Origin of the sequence: Klebsiella sp. KP20-425-1 (assembly GCF_025813515.1) — a bacterium.
Classification (GTDB): Bacteria; Pseudomonadota; Gammaproteobacteria; order Enterobacterales; family Enterobacteriaceae; genus Klebsiella; species Klebsiella pneumoniae.
On record NZ_CP109614.1, the window covers coordinates 556,757 to 576,310 of the forward strand.

The window sequence follows — 19,554 nt, forward strand, 5'->3', positions numbered from 1 at the left end:
CGGTGCAGACCCGGCGGTTAACGCCGTTTGTGGTCGTCTGCTGGCGAACTCAGTAATAGATTGTCTTCCGGGAAACCCAGGCGCTTAGCATAAAATTTTTGTTCTTTTAGCGGTAACGGTTATTGGTTTAAATTTAAACATCTTCCCCGCTGCAGCAAATAACAATAAATGATAGGAGGAGTGCGGGTCAGAATTTTTCAGGAAGTGAGACGATATTTTGTAAATAACCGCCGCGGGCAAAGGTAATATAACCGCCTTTCTTTAATGCTGACAATACATTGAGAATACTGCTACGCGACAGAAGGGTCCTGTCCTGAATATACTCAAGAATAGATACTCGCTGTCGGGTCTCTTCGCTTAATAGCATCATCTCCAGCAAATGGTTACGGATGACCGAATAGGTACGCTGCTGCAGGACCAGATCGTCACGATACACCATATACGAGGTATGATAAGCCAACAGGCTGGTCACCTCTTCCCACAGGTTATGCTGACGAAAAAGCGCCGAAGCCAGGTCGTGGTCGATCCGTAGCAGTTCGCATGATACCTCGGCTCGCAGGCTGTGGCTGCAGCTGGGCTGCAGCATTTCCGCCACGCCGAAAAGATGCGGCTCATAGACGGTCACCATCAGTAGCCTGTCGGAATTACGAATAATCGACAGCTCGCCTTTTTTAAAAATAAAGAGCTGGGTTTTGCCTTTATATTCCCATGTCAGTCTTTTTCTGGCGATCGCGTTAACGGGTGTCGCGTGTGGCTCAAGTACATCGATCAGTCGGTCAATGGTCTTTTGCGGCCTGATCGGCGGTTTAATATTCATGATGTGTATCACCAGATATGAATTAATCAATTGAGGCTATTATAGTCAACAGTTTTGCTGGTCTGGCGATAAGGAAAAAATGCGTCATGGCATTTTTTTTACGTTGGTGGGTCATGCAAAATAAAAAGCCGGCGGTGATCCGCCGGCGGAAAGCAACATTGTCAGGCGATTATTTGCCTTTGTTTTCCAGATTTTCAACCTGCGGTAAACCGGTTGCCGAGGAGGCGCTCAGCAGGCCAGACTGTGCATAGCCGAACAGCTTCTCGCGGGTATCGGTGATGTCCAGATTACGCATGGTCAGCTGGCCGATACGGTCTTCGGCAGTAAACATGGAATCGCCTTTTTCCATGGTCAGACGCTCCGCTTTATAGGTCAGGTTGTCTGATACCGTATTAAGGATCGAGTAGTCGTTACCGCGACGCAGTTCGAGGGTGACTTCGCCGGTGATCTGGCTGGCGACCCAGCGCTGCAGCGAATCACGCAGCATCAGCGCCTGGGAATCAAACCAGCGGCCCTGATACAGCAGGCGGCCCAACTGGCGACCGTGGGCGTGATATTGCTCAATCGTATCTTCGTTATGGATACCGGTCAGCAAACGCTCGTAGGCAATATGCAGCAGCGCCATCCCCGGAGCTTCATAAATGCCGCGGCTTTTCGCTTCGATAATCCGGTTTTCAATCTGGTCGCTCATGCCCAGGCCGTGACGACCGCCGATGCGGTTGGCTTCCAGCATCATCTCGACGTCATCGGCAAAGGTTTTACCATTCAGCGCCACCGGATGGCCCTGCTCAAAGCGTACGGTGACCTCTTCCGCAGGGATCTTCACGTTTTCGTCCCAGAACTTCACGCCCATAATCGGGTTGACGATCTTGACGCTGGAGTTCAGGAATTCGAGATCTTTCGCTTCATGGGTCGCGCCGAGCATATTGGAGTCGGTGGAGTAGGCTTTCTCGACCGACATCTTGTAATCAAAGCCGCAGGCGATCATAAATTCGGACATTTCGTGACGACCGCCGAGCTCATTGATAAAGTCGCTGTCCAGCCACGGTTTGTAAATCTGCAGTTCAGCGTTGGTCAGCAGGCCGTAACGATAGAAACGTTCGATATCGTTGCCTTTATAGGTGCTGCCATCGCCCCAAATGTTAACGCCGTCTTCTTTCATCGCCGCCACCAGCATGGTGCCGGTGACCGCGCGGCCTAGCGGCGTGGTGTTGAAGTAGGTCAACCCACCGGTGGTGTTATGGAAAGCGCCACACTGAATCGCGGCGATCCCTTCTGCGACCAGCTGTTTGCGGCAGTCGATCAGACGGGCGCCTTCAGCGCCGTACTCTTTCGCGCGGCGCGGGATAGCATCGTAGTCGTCTTCGTCCGGTTGACCCAGGTTAGCGGTATATGCATAAGGCACGGCGCCTTTTTTGCGCATCCATAACAGCGCGGCGCTGGTATCCAGTCCACCAGAGAAAGCGATACCAATACGTTGACCAACCGGGAGATGCTTGAGAATCGTCGTCATAAAATAAAACCCTGCTCGATAGACTGTGGTGAGTTCGACCCAACAACCTTAACTGCATTTTTATGCATTAATTGTGAGTATTCATTTAACCATCTTTTACTGGCGACAGGAAGTGCTTCATCATCTTTTTGCTAAAAAAGCCTGAAATACCAGCACAAACGGCAATCGGGGGCGCTAAAAAGCATGTTGACAAAATATACTAATCGCCGTTACAATTCATCTCGATTTTATGTCCCGTCTTCGGTACCAAATCCCAGCAGTATTTGCGTCTTTTGCTCAAAAAGAGTAAAATATGCCACGTTTCAGGCGCGGGGTGGAGCAGCCTGGTAGCTCGTCGGGCTCATAACCCGAAGGTCGTCGGTTCAAATCCGGCCCCCGCAACCACTTTCCCATTAAGTACTTTTTCAAATATACTGTGAGGACTAGGTGTCCTTCGTAGCCGAATTTGAAAGAATTCTTGCGGAAGGTGTTCCAGATCGCCATGGCGATCTCAGGGTTCAGTTATCTAAAGCCCCGATTTATCGGGGTTTTTTGTTATCTGACTTCAGAATAACTGGGCTATACGCCCTTTTTTTATGTCTTGGGGGTGGGTTTGTCCACATTAGAGCAAAAATTGACAGAGATGCTCACTGCGCCGGTTGAAGCGCTTGGCTTTGAGCTGGTCGGCATCGAATTTATTCGCGGTCGCACATCCACACTGCGCATCTATATTGATAGTGAAGATGGCATCAACGTTGATGATTGTGCTGATGTGAGCCACCAGGTAAGCGCCGTCATGGATGTCGAAGACCCGATCACTGTCGCTTACAACCTGGAAGTCTCTTCGCCTGGTCTTGACCGTCCGATGTTCACCGCCGAACACTATCAACGTTTCACCGGCGAAGAAGTTGCGCTGGTGCTGCGCATGGCGGTTCAGAACCGCCGCAAATGGCAGGGCATTATCAAAGCGGTAGACGGTGAGATGATCACGGTAACCGTCGAAGGCAAAGATGAAGTGTTCGCGCTGAGTAACATCCAGAAGGCGAACCTGGTTCCCCACTTTTAACAGTCTGGATTGAGGTGAAAGGCCCCGATGAACAAAGAAATTTTGGCTGTTGTTGAAGCCGTTTCCAACGAAAAAGCGCTGCCGCGTGAGAAAATTTTCGAAGCGCTGGAAAGCGCGCTGGCAACGGCCACCAAGAAAAAATACGAACAAGAGATCGACGTTCGCGTTGAAATCGACCGCAAGAGCGGCGATTTCGATACCTTCCGTCGTTGGCTGGTTGTAGAAGAAGTCACCCAGCCAACGCGCGAGATCACGCTGGAAGCAGCGCGTTTCGAAGATGAAAGCATGAACGTCGGCGACTATGTCGAAGATCAGATCGAATCTGTTACCTTCGACCGTATCACCACCCAGACCGCTAAGCAGGTTATCGTGCAGAAAGTCCGCGAAGCCGAGCGCGCGATGGTGGTCGATCAGTTCCGCGAGCACGAAGGTGAGATCATCACCGGCGTGGTGAAAAAAGTGAACCGCGACAATATCACACTGGATCTGGGTAACAACGCTGAAGCCGTGATCCTGCGTGAAGATATGCTTCCGCGTGAAAACTTCCGTCCGGGCGACCGCATTCGCGGCGTACTGTACGCTGTCCGTCCGGAAGCGCGTGGCGCCCAGCTGTTCGTCACCCGTTCCAAACCTGAGATGCTGATCGAACTGTTCCGCATCGAAGTGCCGGAAATCGGTGAAGAAGTGCTGGAGATCAAAGCGGCGGCTCGCGATCCGGGCTCTCGCGCCAAAATCGCGGTGAAAACCAACGACAAGCGCATCGACCCGGTTGGCGCTTGCGTCGGTATGCGCGGTGCGCGTGTGCAGGCCGTGTCGACTGAGCTGGGTGGTGAACGCATCGATATCGTCCTGTGGGATGATAACCCGGCGCAGTTCGTGATTAACGCTATGGCGCCGGCAGACGTCGCGTCCATCGTGGTGGATGAAGATAAACACACCATGGATATCGCGGTAGAAGCGGGCAACCTGGCGCAGGCGATCGGCCGTAACGGTCAGAACGTCCGCCTGGCTTCACAGCTCAGCGGCTGGGAACTCAACGTCATGACCGTTGACGATCTGCAGGCTAAGCACCAGGCGGAAGCGCATGCCGCTATCGATACCTTCACCAAATATCTTGATATTGATGAAGATTTCGCGACAGTGCTGGTTGAAGAAGGCTTCTCCTCGCTGGAAGAGCTGGCCTATGTGCCGATGAAAGAACTGCTGGAAATCGACGGTCTGGATGAAGCCACCGTTGAAGCACTTCGTGAGCGTGCGAAAAACGCACTGACTACGCTGGCGCTGGCTCAGGAAGAAAGCCTGGGAGATAACAAACCTGCCGATGATCTGTTGAATCTCGAAGGTCTGGATCGTGCCCTGGCATTCAAACTGGCTGCCCGTGGTGTTTGTACGCTGGAAGATCTCGCCGAGCAGGGCGTTGATGACCTGGCTGATATCGAAGGGATGACCGACGAGAAAGCTGGCGAGCTCATCATGGCCGCTCGCAACATTTGTTGGTTCGGCGACGAAGCGTAATAAACTGTAGCAGGAAGGAACAGCATGACAGATGTGACTATTAAAGCGCTGGCCTCAGAGATTCAGACCTCTGTGGATCGCCTGATACAGCAATTTGCTGACGCAGGCATCCGCAAATCGGCTGATGATTCTGTGACCTCGCAAGAGAAACAAACTTTGTTGACGCACCTGAACCGTGAACACGGCTCGGCGCCAGACAAGCTGACGTTACAGCGTAAGACGCGCAGTACGTTAAATATTCCAGGTACCGGTGGAAAGAGTAAATCGGTACAAATCGAAGTCCGCAAGAAACGCACCTTTGTGAAACGCGATCCGCAAGAGGCTGAACGCCTGGCCGCGGAAGAGCAGGCGCAGCGTGAAGCGGAAGAGCAGGCCCGTCGTGAAGCTGAAGAAGCAGCGAAACGCGAGGCGCAATTAAAAGCTGAACGTGAGGCCGCAGAACAAGCTAAACGTGAAGTCGCTGATAAAGCGAAACGTGAAGCTGCGGAAAAAGACAAAGTGAGCAATCAACATACCGACGAAATGACCAAAACCGCCCAGGCTGAAAAGATCCGTCGCGAGAACGAAGCCGCGGAATTGAAGCGCAAATCGGAAGAAGAAGCACGCCGCAAACTTGAAGAAGAAGCGCGCCGTGTAGCGGAAGAAGCACGCCGTATGGCTGAAGAAAACGAAAAAAATTGGTCTGAAACCTCAGACAGCCCGGAAGATAGCAGCGACTATCACGTCACCACATCACAGCATGCTCGTCAGGCTGAAGATGATAACGATCGTGAAGTCGAAGGCGGTCGCGGCCGTAGCCGTAGCAGCAAAGCGGCTCGTCCGGCGAAGAAAGGCAACAAACACGCTGAATCGAAAGCTGATCGTGAAGAAGCCCGCGCGGCCGTTCGCGGCGGTAAAGGCGGTAAGCACCGTAAAGGTTCCGCTCTGCAGCAGGGCTTCCAGAAGCCAGCGCAGGCCGTTAACCGTGACGTCGTAATCGGCGAAACCATCACCGTTGGCGAACTGGCTAACAAGATGGCGGTGAAAGGTTCTCAGGTCATCAAAGCGATGATGAAGCTGGGCGCCATGGCGACCATCAACCAGGTCATCGACCAGGAAACCGCACAGCTGGTTGCCGAAGAGATGGGCCACAAAGTTATCCTGCGTCGTGAAAACGAACTGGAAGAAGCCGTAATGAGCGACCGTGACACCGGCGCGGCGGCTGAACCGCGCGCACCGGTCGTGACCATTATGGGTCACGTTGACCACGGTAAAACCTCGCTGCTGGACTACATTCGTTCTACCAAGGTTGCCTCCGGCGAAGCGGGTGGTATTACCCAGCACATCGGTGCTTACCACGTCGAAACCGACAACGGCATGATCACCTTCCTGGATACCCCGGGCCACGCCGCGTTTACCTCCATGCGTGCTCGTGGCGCACAGGCGACGGATATTGTGGTTCTGGTGGTGGCGGCAGACGACGGCGTGATGCCACAGACTATCGAAGCTATCCAGCACGCTAAAGCGGCGCAGGTACCGGTGGTAGTGGCGGTGAACAAGATCGATAAGCCAGAAGCCGATCCGGATCGCGTGAAGAACGAACTGTCCCAGTACGGCATCCTGCCGGAAGAGTGGGGCGGCGAGAGCCAGTTTGTCCACGTTTCCGCGAAAGCGGGTACCGGCATCGACGACCTGCTGGACGCGATCCTGCTGCAGGCTGAAGTTCTTGAGCTGAAAGCGGTCCGCAACGGTATGGCGAGCGGCGCGGTCATCGAATCCTTCCTTGATAAAGGTCGTGGTCCGGTAGCTACCGTTCTGGTTCGCGAAGGTACTCTGCATAAGGGCGACATTGTTCTGTGCGGCTTCGAATATGGCCGTGTGCGCGCGATGCGTGACGAACTGGGTCGCGAAGTGCTGGAAGCGGGTCCATCCATTCCGGTGGAAATCCTCGGCCTGTCCGGTGTGCCGGCTGCCGGTGATGAAGTGACCGTAGTGCGTGACGAGAAAAAAGCGCGTGAAGTGGCGCTGTATCGTCAGGGCAAATTCCGTGAAGTTAAGCTGGCGCGTCAGCAGAAATCTAAACTGGAAAACATGTTCGCTAACATGACCGAAGGCGAAGTTCACGAAGTGAACATCGTACTGAAAGCGGACGTACAGGGTTCTGTCGAAGCGATTTCCGATTCCTTACTGAAACTGTCTACCGACGAAGTGAAAGTGAAGATCATCGGTTCCGGCGTAGGTGGTATCACCGAAACCGACGCTACCCTGGCAGCAGCATCCAACGCGATTCTGGTTGGCTTCAACGTTCGTGCCGATGCCTCTGCGCGTAAAGTTATCGAAGCGGAAAGCCTGGATCTGCGTTACTACTCCGTCATCTATAACCTGATCGACGAAGTGAAAGCGGCGATGAGCGGCATGCTGTCTCCGGAACTGAAACAGCAGATCATCGGTCTGGCTGAAGTGCGTGATGTCTTCAAATCGCCGAAATTCGGCGCCATCGCGGGCTGTATGGTTACCGAAGGGACGATCAAACGTCACAACCCAATCCGCGTCCTGCGTGACAACGTGGTTATCTATGAAGGCGAGCTGGAATCCCTGCGCCGCTTCAAAGATGACGTTAACGAAGTCCGTAACGGCATGGAATGTGGTATCGGTGTGAAGAACTACAACGACGTTCGCGTTGGCGATATGATCGAAGTGTTCGAAATCATCGAAATCCAGCGTAGCATCGATTAATCATTTGATGGCTAAGCAGCCGGGGAAGCGAAGCGCCACCCGGCAATCATTTTAAAAAGGGGCTTTTGGCCCCTTTTTTGTCTTTATTCTGGAGAACTTATTATGGCGAAAGAATTTGGTCGCCCGCAGCGTGTGGCCCAGGAGATGCAAAAAGAGATTGCCATCATCCTGCAGCGTGAAATTAAAGATCCGCGTCTGGGCATGATGACCACCGTTTCCGGTGTGGAAATGTCCCGTGACCTGGCCTATGCCAAGGTGTATGTCACCTTCCTTAACGACAAAGATGAAGCCGCGGTGAAAGCGGGCATCAAAGCGCTGCAGGAAGCTTCTGGCTTTATCCGCTCTCTGCTGGGGAAAGCGATGCGTCTGCGCATCGTACCGGAACTGACTTTCTTCTACGACAACTCACTGGTGGAAGGGATGCGTATGTCCAACCTGGTCACCAGCGTGGTGAAACACGACGATGAGCGTCGTGTGAACCCGGACGACAGCAAGGAGGACTGATGAGTCGTCCTCGTCGTCGCGGCCGCGACGTGCATGGCGTATTGTTGCTGGACAAGCCTCAGGGCGCCTCCAGTAACGATGTGCTGCAAAAAGTAAAACGTATTTATAACGCCAACCGCGCCGGGCATACCGGCGCGCTGGATCCGCTGGCGACCGGTATGCTGCCGATCTGCCTTGGCGAAGCGACCAAGTTTTCCCAGTATCTGCTGGACTCCGATAAGCGTTACCGCGTGATCGCCAAACTTGGCCAGCGCACGGATACCTCCGATGCCGACGGTCAGGTGGTGGAAGAGCGCCCGCTGACCTTTAGCGACGAACAGCTGGCGGCGGCGCTGGACAGCTTCCGCGGCGAGACGCAGCAGGTGCCGTCGATGTATTCGGCGCTGAAATATCAGGGCAAGAAGCTATACGAATATGCTCGCCAGGGTATTGAAGTTCCGCGGGAAGCCCGGCCGATAACCGTCTATGAGCTGCTGTTTATTCGCCGCGAAGGCGATGAGCTGGAGCTGGAGATCCACTGCTCGAAAGGCACCTACATCCGGACGATTATCGATGATTTAGGTGAGAAGCTCGGCTGCGGCGCGCACGTGATTTTCCTGCGTCGCCTGGCGGTAAGCAAATACCCGGTCGAGCGGATGGTGACCCTCGAGCAGCTGCAGGCGCTGGTCGATGAGGCGGCGGCGCAGGATATTCCTGCCGCTCAGTTGCTTGATCCGCTGCTGATGCCGATGGACAGCCCGGCCTCGGATTACCCGCTGGTTAATATTCCAGAAACCTCCGCAGTCTACTTTAAGAACGGCAACCCGGTACGTCAGTCAGGCGCGCCGCTTAACGGGCTGGTGCGAGTGATGGAGAGCGAGTCCGGCAAGTTTCTCGGCATGGGCGAAATTGACGATGAAGGCCGCGTGGCCCCGCGTCGTCTGGTGGTGGAATACCCGGCGTAAGCGCTTTTCTTGCGATAAAAGCCTGCTACGAGTAGAATATCGCCGCTTAACGTCCGCTAACGTGTTTTAACATTTTCGGGCGTTGCATCAGGGGTCGCTGAATTAGAGATCGGCACCCTTTCTTTCTTTTAATTTTTGGAGTTATAAAATGTCTCTAAGCGTTGAAGCTAAAGCAAAAATCGTTTCTGAGTTTGGTCGTGGCGAAAACGACAGCGGTTCTACCGAAGTTCAGGTTGCACTGCTGACCGCACAGATCAACCACCTGCAGGGCCACTTTGCAGAGCACAAAAAAGATCACCACAGCCGTCGTGGTCTGCTGCGCATGGTTTCTCAGCGTCGTAAACTGCTCGACTACCTGAAACGTAAAGATGTTGCCCGTTACTCTGCGCTGATTGAGCGTCTGGGTCTGCGTCGCTAATTCTGCGAGTTTCAGAAAAAGGGGCCTGACGGCCCCTTTTTTCGACCGGGCGGCAGCAATTCATTCAAAACTCATGTATTGTTGCTAGTAATGATCTTCATGCAGAGGTTCGCGCGGCTAATGAGAGGCTTCATCCGCAGGGGCGGGTAAAGGTTGTCATTAGTCGCGAGGATGCAGAAGATCGGGTCAATAGACGCTATGTCGTGGATATGGCGTGATTTATAGATAAAAAGGATAGAATTTTGCTTAATCCGATCGTTCGTAAATTCCAGTACGGCCAGCATACCGTGACCCTGGAAACCGGCATGATGGCGCGCCAGGCAACGGCCGCTGTGATGGTTAGCATGGATGACACTGCGGTATTCGTTACCGTTGTGGGTCAGAAAAAAGCGAAGCCAGGCCAGGACTTTTTCCCGCTGACCGTTAACTACCAGGAGCGTACCTACGCTGCCGGTAAAATCCCGGGTGGTTTCTTCCGCCGTGAAGGCCGTCCAAGCGAAGGCGAAACCCTGATCGCGCGTCTGATTGACCGCCCGGTTCGCCCGCTGTTCCCGGAAGGCTTCGTTAACGAAGTTCAGGTTATCGCCACCGTCGTTTCCGTTAACCCGCAGGTTAACCCAGACATCGTCGCGATGATCGGTGCTTCCGCTGCGCTGTCGCTGTCTGGTATTCCGTTCAATGGCCCAATCGGCGCTGCGCGCGTGGGTTACATCAACGACCAGTACGTACTGAACCCAACCCAGGAAGAACTGAAGTCCAGCAAACTGGACCTGGTGGTTGCCGGTACCGAAGCGGCCGTGCTGATGGTGGAATCCGAAGCGGAACTGCTGAGCGAAGACCAGATGCTGGGCGCGGTGGTCTTCGGCCACGAGCAGCAGCAGATTGTTATTCAGAACATCAACGACCTGGTGAAAGAAGCCGGTAAACCGCGTTGGGACTGGCAGCCGGAAGCGGTCAACGAAGCGCTGAACGCGCGCGTGGCTGCGCTGGCTGAATCCCGTCTGAGCGATGCTTACCGTATCACCGACAAACAAGAGCGTTACGCTCAGGTTGACGTGATCAAATCTGAAACCATCGCCACGCTGGTTGCTGAAGATGAAACCCTGGACGCTAACGAGCTGGGTGAAATCCTGCACGCCATCGAGAAAAACGTGGTTCGTAGCCGCGTACTGGCCGGCGAGCCGCGTATCGATGGCCGTGAAAAAGATATGATCCGTGGTCTGGACGTTCGTACCGGCGTTCTGCCGCGTACTCACGGTTCCGCGCTGTTCACCCGTGGCGAAACGCAGGCGCTGGTTACCGCGACTCTGGGTACCGCACGTGATGCGCAGAACATCGACGAACTGATGGGCGAGCGCACCGACTCCTTCCTGTTCCACTACAACTTCCCTCCGTACTCCGTAGGCGAAACTGGCATGGTGGGGTCTCCGAAGCGTCGTGAAATCGGTCACGGTCGTCTGGCGAAGCGCGGCGTACTGGCCGTGATGCCGACTATTGAAGAATTCCCGTACACCGTGCGCGTGGTATCGGAAATCACCGAATCTAACGGTTCCTCTTCCATGGCTTCCGTCTGCGGCGCCTCTCTGGCGCTGATGGACGCCGGCGTGCCGGTAAAAGCCGCTGTGGCGGGTATCGCAATGGGTCTGGTGAAAGAAGGCGACAATTTCGTCGTGCTGTCTGACATCCTCGGTGACGAAGATCACCTCGGCGATATGGACTTCAAAGTTGCGGGTTCCCGCGACGGTATCTCTGCGCTGCAGATGGATATCAAAATTGAAGGTATCACCAAAGAAATCATGCAGGTTGCATTGAACCAGGCTAAAGGTGCGCGTCTGCACATCCTGGGCGTGATGGAGCAGGCGATTAACGCGCCGCGCGGCGATATCTCTGAATTCGCACCGCGTATCCACACCATCAAGATCAACCCGGACAAGATCAAAGACGTTATCGGTAAAGGCGGTTCTGTTATCCGTGCCCTGACCGAAGAGACCGGTACTACCATCGAGATCGAAGATGACGGTACCGTGAAGATCGCAGCGACCGACGGCGACAAAGCGCAGCATGCTATCCGTCGTATCGAAGAGATCACCGCTGAGATCGAAGTTGGCCGCATCTACAATGGTAAAGTGACCCGTATCGTTGACTTTGGTGCATTCGTTGCCATCGGCGGCGGTAAAGAAGGTCTGGTTCACATCTCGCAGATCGCTGACAAGCGCGTTGAGAAAGTGACTGACTACCTGCAGATGGGTCAGGAAGTACCGGTTAAGGTTCTGGAAGTTGACCGCCAGGGCCGTGTCCGTCTGAGCATTAAAGAAGCAACTGAACAGACTCCGTCTGCCGCAGCGCCGGAAGCTCCGGCTGCCGAGCAGGGCGAGTAAGGTTGCCGTTAGCCCTCCGCTTTTGCGGAGGGCGTTTTACGGGCAGGACGCCTCGTTTGCAGCCGGGGAACAGGACGTTCATCCAATCGTTGTCTTCGGGAGTGGGAAATGAAGCCTTTTTTGCGCTGGTGTTTCGTGGCGACAGCTCTCACGCTGGCAGGATGCAGTAGCACCGCCTGGCGTAAGGACGCCGTCCTCGCAGTACCATTGCAACCGACTTTACAGCAAGAAGTGATTCTGGCACGCATGGAACAAATTCTTGCCAGTCGGGCTTTATCCGATGACGAACGCGCACAGCTTTTATATGAGCGCGGAGTGTTGTATGATAGTCTCGGTCTGAGGGCACTTGCGCGAAATGATTTTTCACAAGCGCTGGCAATCCGACCCGATATGCCGGAAGTATTCAATTACTTAGGCATTTACTTAACGCAGGCAGGCAATTTTGATGCTGCCTATGAAGCGTTTGATTCTGTACTTGAGCTTGATCCAACTTACAACTACGCGCACTTGAACCGCGGTATCGCCCTGTATTACGGCGGCCGGGCTAAGTTAGCGCAAGATGATCTGCTGGCGTTTTATCAAGACGATCCCAATGATCCTTTCCGTAGCCTGTGGCTTTATATCGCCGAGCGTAAACTCGACGAGAAGCGGGCGCTTGAAGCACTCAGAGAGCGCTTAAACAAGTCGGATAAAGAGCAATGGGGATGGAACATTGTCGAGTTCTACCTTGGCGACATTAGCGAAAAAGAGCTGATGACTCGTCTGAAGGCAGACGCAACGGATAACACCTCGCTCGCTGAGCATCTCAGTGAAACCAACTTCTATTTAGGTAAGTACTACCTAAGTCTGGGGGACAAGGACAGCGCTACGGCACTGTTCAAACTGGCGGTCGCCAACAACGTACATAACTACGTTGAGCACCGATACGCATTGTTGGAATTATCGCTCTTGGGCCAGGAGCAAGATGACCTGGCAGAATCGGACCAGCAATAGCTGACGAACACATCAGCCCATAGTTTTTTGCTTGCCATCACCTTCGCGGGTGAGGGCGTTGTTGTTCGTTAATACACCTACTTTGAGCCGGTTCACACTTTTCAATGAAAATTACCGTAAATTTTCACGATGAGTTATGTAGACTGGCCGCCATTAATTTTGAGGCACACGTACTACATGGCTGAATTCGAAACCACTTTTGCAGATCTGGGCCTGAAGGCTCCTATCCTTGAAGCGCTCACCGATCTGGGTTACGAAAAACCATCTCCGATCCAGGCTGAGTGCATTCCGCACCTGCTGGACGGCCGCGACGTTCTGGGTATGGCCCAGACCGGTAGCGGTAAAACCGCAGCATTCTCTTTACCGCTGCTGAACAACATCGATCCTGAACTGAGAGCACCGCAGATTCTGGTGCTGGCGCCGACCCGCGAGCTGGCGGTACAGGTTGCTGAAGCAATGACGGAATTCTCTAAACATATGCGCGGCGTGAACGTGGTTGCCCTGTACGGCGGCCAGCGTTATGACGTGCAGCTGCGCGCCCTGCGTCAGGGTCCGCAGATCGTCGTCGGTACCCCGGGTCGTCTGCTGGACCACCTGAAGCGCGGTACCCTGGACCTCTCCAAACTGAGCGGCCTGGTACTGGATGAAGCAGATGAAATGCTGCGCATGGGCTTTATCGAAGATGTAGAAACCATTATGGCGCAGATCCCGGAAGGGCATCAGACCGCGCTGTTCTCCGCCACCATGCCGGAAGCTATCCGTCGTATTACCCGTCGCTTTATGAAAGAGCCGCAGGAAGTGCGCATTCAGTCCAGCGTGACGACTCGCCCGGATATCAGCCAGAGCTACTGGACTGCCTACGGCATGCGTAAAAACGAAGCGCTGGTGCGTTTCCTGGAAGCGGAAGACTTTGATGCGGCGATTATCTTCGTCCGTACCAAAAACGCGACCCTGGAAGTAGCTGAAGCGCTGGAGCGTAATGGCTACAACAGCGCGGCGCTGAACGGCGACATGAACCAGGCGCTGCGTGAGCAGACTCTGGAACGCCTGAAAGATGGTCGTCTGGATATCCTGATTGCGACTGACGTTGCGGCCCGTGGCCTGGACGTTGAGCGTATCAGCCTGGTGGTGAACTACGACATCCCAATGGATTCTGAATCCTACGTTCACCGTATCGGCCGTACTGGTCGTGCCGGTCGTGCTGGCCGCGCGCTGCTGTTCGTTGAGAACCGCGAGCGTCGTCTGCTGCGCAACATCGAACGCACCATGAAGCTGACCATTCCTGAAGTGGAACTGCCTAACGCGGAGCTGCTGAGCAAGCGTCGTCTGGAAAAATTCGCCGCGAAAGTTCAGCAGCAGCTGGAAAGCAGCGATCTGGATCAGTACCGTGCACTGCTGGCGAAAATCCAGCCGACGGCGGAAGGTGAAGAGCTGGACGTGGAAACGCTGGCTGCTGCGCTGCTGAAGATGGCTCAGGGCGAACGTTCGCTGATCGTTCCGCCGGACGCGCCGATGCGTCCACGTCGTGAATTCCGCGATCGTGACGATCGTTTCGACCGTCGTGGCGACCGTAATGATCGCGGCCCGCGCGGCGATCGCGAAGATCGTCCGAAGCGTGAGCGTCGTGACGTGGGTGACATGGAGCTGTATCGCATTGAAGTGGGTCGCGATGACGGCGTTGAAGTGCGTCATATCGTTGGCGCGATCGCCAATGAAGGCGATATCAGCAGCCGTTACATCGGTAACATCAAGCTGTTCGCTTCTCACTCCACCATTGAGCTGCCGAAAGGGATGCCGGGCGAAGTGCTGCAGCACTTTACTCGTACCCGTATCCTGAACAAGCCGATGAACATGCAGCTGCTGGGCGATGCGCAGCCGCGCACCGAACGTCGTGGCGGCGGTGAGCGTCGCGAAGGCGGCCGTGGCTTCGGCGGCGAGCGTCGTGAAGGCGGCCGTGGCTTCGGTGGCGAACGTCGTGAAGGCGGTCGTGGTGAAGGACGTCGTTTCAGCGGCGAACGTCGTGAAGGCCGTGCGCCGCGTCGTGACGATGCATCCGCGCCGCGCCGCGATGACTCAGCCGGTCGCCGTCGCTTCGGTGGCGATGCGTAATCAACGCCGCCCGCTAGCGTAAACTAAATAATACAGCCCCGATCGTCATGATTGGGGCTTTTTTTATTCCCTTTGTACTCGTGTACTGGTACAGTGCGTCATGCTCAACGTGAGCGAAGTATTTTCGACTGGAGAATTCGGTAAATGGCGACACTAACCACTACGGCAACCCGTCCGTCTCTGTTTGGCGGCGTGGTGATTATCGGCGGCACGATTATCGGCGCGGGCATGTTCTCGCTGCCGGTGGTGATGTCCGGCGCGTGGTTTTTCTGGTCGCTGGCGGCGCTGGTCTTCACCTGGTTCTGCATGCTGCACTCCGGTTTGATGATCCTCGAGGCCAATCTTAACTACCGCATCGGCTCCAGCTTCGACACCATTACCAAAGACCTGCTCGGCAAGGGCTGGAACCTGGTGAACGGTGTATCAATCGCCTTTGTGCTCTATATCCTGACCTACGCCTATATTTCGGCGAGCGGTTCGATCCTCCACCACACCTTCAGTGAACTGTCGCTGAAGGTGCCGGCGCGCGCGGCGGGCTTCGGCTTTGCGCTGCTGGTGGCGTTTATCGTCTGGATGAGCACCAAAGCGGTGAGCCGCATGACGGCTATCGTACTGGGCGCTAAGGTGATCACCTTCTTCCTGACCTTCGGTAGCCTGCTCGGGCACGTCGAGCCGACGACGCTATTTAACGTTGCGGAGAAGAATGCCTCCTATGCGCCATACCTGCTGATGACGCTCCCGTTCTGCCTGGCCTCGTTTGGCTATCACGGCAACGTGCCGAGCCTGATGAAATACTACGGAAAAGATCCGCGCACCATCATCCGCTGCTTAACCTACGGTACGCTGCTGGCGCTGGGTCTGTATGTCGTTTGGCTGCTGGTGACGATGGGTAACATCCCTCGTCCGCAGTTTATCGACATTGCGCAGAAGGGCGGCAACATTGATGTGCTGGTGCAGGCGTTGAGCGGCGTGCTGAATAGTCGGAGTCTGGATCTGCTGCTGGTGGTGTTCTCGAACTTTGCTGTCGCCAGTTCGTTCCTCGGCGTGACGCTGGGGCTGTTCGACTACCTGGCGGATCTGTTTGGCTTTGACGATAGCGCGATGGGACGCTTTAAAACCGCGCTGCTGACCTTTATCCCGCCGATGATTGGCGGACTGGTCAAACCCGATGGTTTCCTCTACGCCATCGGCTATGCTGGCCTGGCGGCGACGATCTGGGCGGCGATTGTACCGGCGCTGCTGGCTCACGCCTCACGCAAACGCTTCGGCAGCCCACAGTTCCGCGTTTGGGGCGGAACGCCAATGATTGTGCTGATCCTGCTCTTTGGCCTCGGCAATGCGATTGTACATATCCTGTCGAGCGTCAATCTGCTGCCGGTTTATCAGTAAAGCTATTGCCCGGTGGCGCGACGTCCACCGGGCTGACGTGTGTGTTACCCCAACAGCTCCTCTTTCACCTGCATCGCTAAATCGAAAGAATGCAGACGCGCCTGGTGGTCGAAGATCTGGCCATTGACCATGATTTCGTCCGCCTCGGTTTCACGCAGAATCGACTCTAGCCCATGGCGGACTTTAGTTTTATCGCCGACCAGCGACATGCTCAGTGCCTGCTGCACACCATACTGCTCGGATGCTGACCACAGCTGATGCATATTTTCCACCGGCGGCGGCAACTGACCGGTCTCGCCGCGACGCAGCTTCACAAACGCCTGTTGCATGGAGGTGAAGAGAAACTCCGCATCGCGGTTGCTGTCGGCGGCGATGATATTGATACACACCATCGCGTACGGTTTTTCCAGCCGCGCCGAAGGTTTGAAATTGCTGCGATACAGATGCAGGGCCTGGAACAACATATCCGGCGCGAAGTGCGAGGCGAAGGCAAACGGCAGGCCGAGCTGCGCCGCCAGTTGCGCGCTATAGAGGCTTGAGCCCAGCAGCCATACTGGAATGCGCTCCCCGTAGCCGGGAACCGGGCGCACGTGCGGGTTCGGATCGCGGGCGTCAAACCAGTCCACCAGTTCCGCTACATCGCGCGGGAAATTATCGACATCGCCGCTCATATGGCGACGCAGGGCGCGCATGGTCGGCTGATCGCTGCCCGGCGCGCGGCCAAGGCCGAGGTCGATCCGCCCGGGGTAAAGGGTGTTCAGGGTGCCGAACTGCTCAGCTATCACCAGTGGAGAGTGGTTAGGCAGCATCACGCCGCCGGACCCGAGATGCAGGGTGGTGGTGTTGGCGGCGAGATAGCCAATCAGCACCGAGGTCGCTGCGCTGGCAATGCCGACCATATTATGGTGCTCCGCCAGCCAGTAGCGATGATAGCCGCGCGATTCGGCCAGCCGGGCGAGATCCAGAGAGTGGGTAAAGGCTTCTTTGGCAGAAGATCCTTGTGGGATCGGCGCCAGATCGAGCACCGAGAATGGAACAGATTTGTCAGTCATAAAGGCTCACTTTGCTACAGCATCGTCATCAGATTGAAGGTCTTCTTCCAGCCTGGCGCATCCTGGACGCGCCAGCCAGAAAAGCTGCATCTTTAATAATGCATTAAAATCTGAGCACTGTTGTTAACAAAGTGAGCGGTTTATCAGGCCTGAAGCACCAGTCCTGGCAATCGTTTCCAGTAGCCGTTGCAATCGCTATTGCTGGTGAGATCCAGCGGCGCAGCGCCGTTTTCGTTGGCGCGGAAGGCCTCGAGCATGGCGAAGGTCTCGTTGCCCATCGGCGACAGGCGCACCATATCCACCAGGCCGTGCATGGAGGTCAGCTCATTGCCCAGGTTATAGACGTAGCCGCTCATGGTCTGAATACCATTGAGCACGAACACCTGCTGGTTCTCCTGCGACAGCATGCTGCGCCCGGTTGGGTACTTGATGCAGCAGGTTTCGCACTCGTCCTTTGGCCGGTCTTCCGAGCGGGCGGTAAAGCAGCGCGCGGAATAAGCCAGCGGCAGATGGCCGTAGCTCAGCACTTCGACTTCAAACTGGTTGCGGATACCCAGCTCTTCGCACTGGGTCAGTAAATTAGCCAGCCAGTCGCGGGAGAGTTCCACCGGCATGCACCAGCGCACCATGCCCTGTTTCCGCAGCAGGCGCAGGGTGACGGCGTTGTAGCAGTTCAGCGCATGCCCGGCGACGAACGGTAGCTTGCGTTCGGCGCAGAGATTTACCACGCCCAAATCGCTGGCCTCAATCAGAAATTCGCCGTTATCGACATAGCGCTTCAGCTCGCCCAGTTCAGAAGAGGCCTGCACCAGCGCGAGGGTGGAGAGCACCACCTGCTTGCCGCTAGCGGCCAGCGTTTTCGCCATTTCGATCCAGTCGCCAACTTTGGTGGCGCGGCGTTTGCTGCATACCGCTTCGCCGAGATAAATGGTGTCGGCGCTGCAGTTTGCCGCCTGCTGGTAAAAATCTTCCAGCGTCTCTTTTGGCCAGTAGTACAGCACCGGCCCTAATGAATATTTCATGTTTCTCACTGCCATTTACGGTGATAAGCGCCAAGGGTAGTTTGTGTCCCCTCGGACATGGCGCCCAGGGTCTCCATCCAGGCGGACTGTGGTACGAAATTCTGCGGATCGGCCTTGCAGCGATCGATCGCCTGGCGCCAGACTTTCGCCACCTGGGTCACGTAAGCCGGGCTGCGCTGACGGCCTTCGATTTTCACCGAGGCGATATTGGCGGCCATCAATTCCGGCAACAGTTCCAGGGTGTTGAGGCTGGTGGGCTCCTCCAGCGCGTGATAGCGCTCGCCATCAACCAGGTAGCGGCCTTTGCACAGCGTCGGATAACCGGCATTTTCGCCATCCTGATAACGGTCAATCAGCACTTCATTGAGACGCGATTCCAGCCCCTGCGGCGTTTGCTGCCAGCGTACGAAGCGGGCAGGCGAACAGGCGCCGACGGTGTTGGGCGATTCGCCGGTCAGGTAGGAAGAGAGATAGCAGCGGCCTTCCGCCATGATGCACAGGCTGCCGAAGGCGAAGACTTCCAGCGGCACCGGCGTGGCGCGGGCCAACTGTTTCACCTGATGAATAGACAACACGCGCGGCAGTACGACGCGCGCGACGTCGAAGTTGCGATGATAGAAGCGAATGGCCTCTTCATTGGTGGCGGAAGCCTGCACCGAAACGTGACGCTCAATGTGTGGGTAACGCTCCGCAGCGTACTCCAGCATGGCGATATCGGCCAGAATGAGCGCATCGGCGCCCAGTTGAGCGGCCATATCCACTGCTCGCTGCCAGCGGGCGTAGCCGTCGGGATGAGCGAAGGTATTGATGGCGATATGCAGCTTACGACGGTGCTGATGCACAAAGCTGACGGCTTCCTGCAGTTTCTTTTCGGTGAAATTAAGGCCGGCAAAGTGGCGGGCGTTGGTGTCATCTTTCAGCCCGATATAGACGGCATCGGCGCCGTTTTCGATGGCCGCCTTAAGCGCCGGAAGGTTACCGGCTGGGCAGAGCAGCTCCATAATTTTTCCTGAAAAATGCGGCCCGTCAGGGACGCTGAATGGTTAACGAGCAGGGATTTTAGTTAACCTTCTGGTGACAATTTTTGATTTGAGGCAGTTAAAAGTGTATTGGCGGCGCCAATAACTGGCGGCCGTCATC

General features: G+C 55.5%; 16 protein-coding genes and 1 tRNA gene. 12 read left to right on the forward strand and 5 right to left on the reverse strand.

Annotated elements, in window-relative coordinates; genetic code table 11:
• Positions 1-187 precede the first annotated feature (187 nt).
• Both OHJ17_RS02720 and argG read right to left on the reverse strand, forming a co-directional pair.
• A complete protein-coding gene (locus OHJ17_RS02720) occupies positions 188-817 on the reverse strand; it encodes a winged helix-turn-helix transcriptional regulator (RefSeq protein ID WP_032433609.1) in 630 nt (209 codons plus the stop codon).
• A 169-nt stretch (positions 818-986) separates the two neighbouring features.
• Complete coding sequence (argG, locus tag OHJ17_RS02725; RefSeq protein ID WP_004144895.1) at positions 987-2,330, reverse strand: argininosuccinate synthase; 1,344 nt, start codon at positions 2,328-2,330, stop codon at positions 987-989.
• A 307-nt stretch (positions 2,331-2,637) separates the two neighbouring features.
• Between argG and OHJ17_RS02730 the strand changes: the two genes are divergently transcribed.
• The 12 genes from OHJ17_RS02730 to mtr all read left to right on the forward strand — a co-directional run bounded on the left by OHJ17_RS02730 (position 2,638) and on the right by mtr (position 16,340).
• A tRNA-Met gene (locus tag OHJ17_RS02730) sits at positions 2,638-2,714 on the forward strand.
• A 208-nt stretch (positions 2,715-2,922) separates the two neighbouring features.
• Positions 2,923-3,375: a ribosome maturation factor RimP gene (rimP, locus tag OHJ17_RS02735; protein WP_002918364.1), complete on the forward strand. Its 453-nt coding sequence runs from the start codon at positions 2,923-2,925 to the stop codon at positions 3,373-3,375.
• 27 nt (positions 3,376-3,402) lie between these two features.
• Entirely contained in the window at positions 3,403-4,890 is a 1,488-nt protein-coding gene (gene nusA, locus OHJ17_RS02740) for a transcription termination factor NusA (protein ID WP_002918252.1), read from the forward strand.
• 24 nt (positions 4,891-4,914) lie between these two features.
• Positions 4,915-7,605: a translation initiation factor IF-2 gene (gene infB / locus OHJ17_RS02745; RefSeq protein WP_002918250.1), complete on the forward strand. Its 2,691-nt coding sequence runs from the start codon at positions 4,915-4,917 to the stop codon at positions 7,603-7,605.
• Positions 7,606-7,707: 102 nt separating this feature from the next.
• Positions 7,708-8,109 (forward strand): 30S ribosome-binding factor RbfA, encoded by a 402-nt coding sequence (rbfA, locus tag OHJ17_RS02750; protein WP_002918248.1) that lies wholly within the window; start codon positions 7,708-7,710, stop codon positions 8,107-8,109.
• Positions 8,109-9,053, forward strand: coding sequence for a tRNA pseudouridine(55) synthase TruB (gene truB / locus OHJ17_RS02755; protein ID WP_004144892.1), 945 nt, complete (start codon positions 8,109-8,111; stop codon positions 9,051-9,053). Before rbfA ends, truB begins: the two co-directional genes overlap by 1 nt.
• 148 nt (positions 9,054-9,201) lie before the next feature.
• A complete protein-coding gene (gene rpsO, locus OHJ17_RS02760; protein WP_002918244.1) occupies positions 9,202-9,471 on the forward strand; it encodes a 30S ribosomal protein S15 in 270 nt (89 codons plus the stop codon).
• A 242-nt stretch (positions 9,472-9,713) separates the two neighbouring features.
• The gene (gene pnp / locus OHJ17_RS02765) at positions 9,714-11,849 is read left to right on the forward strand and encodes a polyribonucleotide nucleotidyltransferase (RefSeq protein ID WP_004150944.1); all 2,136 of its coding nucleotides are present in this window, start codon (positions 9,714-9,716) and stop codon (positions 11,847-11,849) included.
• Positions 11,850-11,957: 108 nt separating this feature from the next.
• On the forward strand, positions 11,958-12,842 hold the full coding sequence (gene nlpI, locus OHJ17_RS02770) for a lipoprotein NlpI (protein ID WP_002918241.1): 885 nt from the start codon (positions 11,958-11,960) through the stop codon (positions 12,840-12,842).
• A gap of 104 nt (positions 12,843-12,946) precedes the next feature.
• Entirely contained in the window at positions 12,947-13,027 is an 81-nt protein-coding gene (yrbN, locus tag OHJ17_RS02775; protein ID WP_085903200.1) for a protein YrbN, read from the forward strand.
• Positions 13,020-14,951 carry an ATP-dependent RNA helicase DeaD gene (deaD, locus tag OHJ17_RS02780; RefSeq protein WP_004150943.1) on the forward strand — a complete coding sequence of 644 codons (1,932 nt, stop codon included), beginning with the start codon at positions 13,020-13,022 and terminating at the stop codon, positions 14,949-14,951. The genes yrbN and deaD overlap by 8 nt, the downstream gene beginning before the upstream one ends.
• Positions 14,952-15,095: 144 nt before the next feature.
• Positions 15,096-16,340, forward strand: a complete 1,245-nt coding sequence (mtr, locus tag OHJ17_RS02785; protein WP_004900870.1) for a tryptophan permease — start codon at positions 15,096-15,098, stop codon at positions 16,338-16,340.
• A 44-nt stretch (positions 16,341-16,384) separates the two neighbouring features.
• On the opposite strand, the gene OHJ17_RS02790 is transcribed toward mtr, so the two are convergent.
• The 3 genes from OHJ17_RS02790 to ubiU all read right to left on the reverse strand — a co-directional run bounded on the left by OHJ17_RS02790 (position 16,385) and on the right by ubiU (position 19,415).
• On the reverse strand, positions 16,385-17,392 hold the full coding sequence (locus OHJ17_RS02790) for a luciferase-like monooxygenase (protein ID WP_002918234.1): 1,008 nt from the start codon (positions 17,390-17,392) through the stop codon (positions 16,385-16,387).
• A 143-nt stretch (positions 17,393-17,535) separates the two neighbouring features.
• A complete protein-coding gene (locus OHJ17_RS02795; protein WP_002918233.1) occupies positions 17,536-18,414 on the reverse strand; it encodes a U32 family peptidase in 879 nt (292 codons plus the stop codon).
• 5 nt (positions 18,415-18,419) lie between these two features.
• Positions 18,420-19,415, reverse strand: coding sequence for a ubiquinone anaerobic biosynthesis protein UbiU (gene ubiU, locus OHJ17_RS02800; RefSeq protein WP_002918232.1), 996 nt, complete (start codon positions 19,413-19,415; stop codon positions 18,420-18,422).
• Between the last annotated feature and the right edge of the window lie 139 nt (positions 19,416-19,554).

What these genes read in the sequence shown, in the direction of transcription:
- nusA (WP_002918252.1), top strand. Translation starts at nt 3,403, where the DNA reads ATGAACAAAGAAATTTTGGCTGTTGTTGAAGCCGTTTCCAACGAAAAA.
- argG (WP_004144895.1), bottom strand. Translation starts at nt 2,330, where the DNA reads ATGACGACGATTCTCAAGCATCTCCCGGTTGGTCAACGTATTGGTATC.
- deaD (WP_004150943.1), top strand. Translation starts at nt 13,020, where the DNA reads ATGGCTGAATTCGAAACCACTTTTGCAGATCTGGGCCTGAAGGCTCCT.
- rbfA (WP_002918248.1), top strand. Translation starts at nt 7,708, where the DNA reads ATGGCGAAAGAATTTGGTCGCCCGCAGCGTGTGGCCCAGGAGATGCAA.
- OHJ17_RS02720 (WP_032433609.1), bottom strand. Translation starts at nt 817, where the DNA reads ATGAATATTAAACCGCCGATCAGGCCGCAAAAGACCATTGACCGACTG.
- yrbN (WP_085903200.1), top strand. Translation starts at nt 12,947, where the DNA reads ATGAAAATTACCGTAAATTTTCACGATGAGTTATGTAGACTGGCCGCC.
- infB (WP_002918250.1), top strand. Translation starts at nt 4,915, where the DNA reads ATGACAGATGTGACTATTAAAGCGCTGGCCTCAGAGATTCAGACCTCT.
- rpsO (WP_002918244.1), top strand. Translation starts at nt 9,202, where the DNA reads ATGTCTCTAAGCGTTGAAGCTAAAGCAAAAATCGTTTCTGAGTTTGGT.
- OHJ17_RS02795 (WP_002918233.1), bottom strand. Translation starts at nt 18,414, where the DNA reads ATGAAATATTCATTAGGGCCGGTGCTGTACTACTGGCCAAAAGAGACG.
- OHJ17_RS02790 (WP_002918234.1), bottom strand. Translation starts at nt 17,392, where the DNA reads ATGACTGACAAATCTGTTCCATTCTCGGTGCTCGATCTGGCGCCGATC.
- nlpI (WP_002918241.1), top strand. Translation starts at nt 11,958, where the DNA reads ATGAAGCCTTTTTTGCGCTGGTGTTTCGTGGCGACAGCTCTCACGCTG.
- mtr (WP_004900870.1), top strand. Translation starts at nt 15,096, where the DNA reads ATGGCGACACTAACCACTACGGCAACCCGTCCGTCTCTGTTTGGCGGC.
- ubiU (WP_002918232.1), bottom strand. Translation starts at nt 19,415, where the DNA reads ATGGAGCTGCTCTGCCCAGCCGGTAACCTTCCGGCGCTTAAGGCGGCC.
- truB (WP_004144892.1), top strand. Translation starts at nt 8,109, where the DNA reads ATGAGTCGTCCTCGTCGTCGCGGCCGCGACGTGCATGGCGTATTGTTG.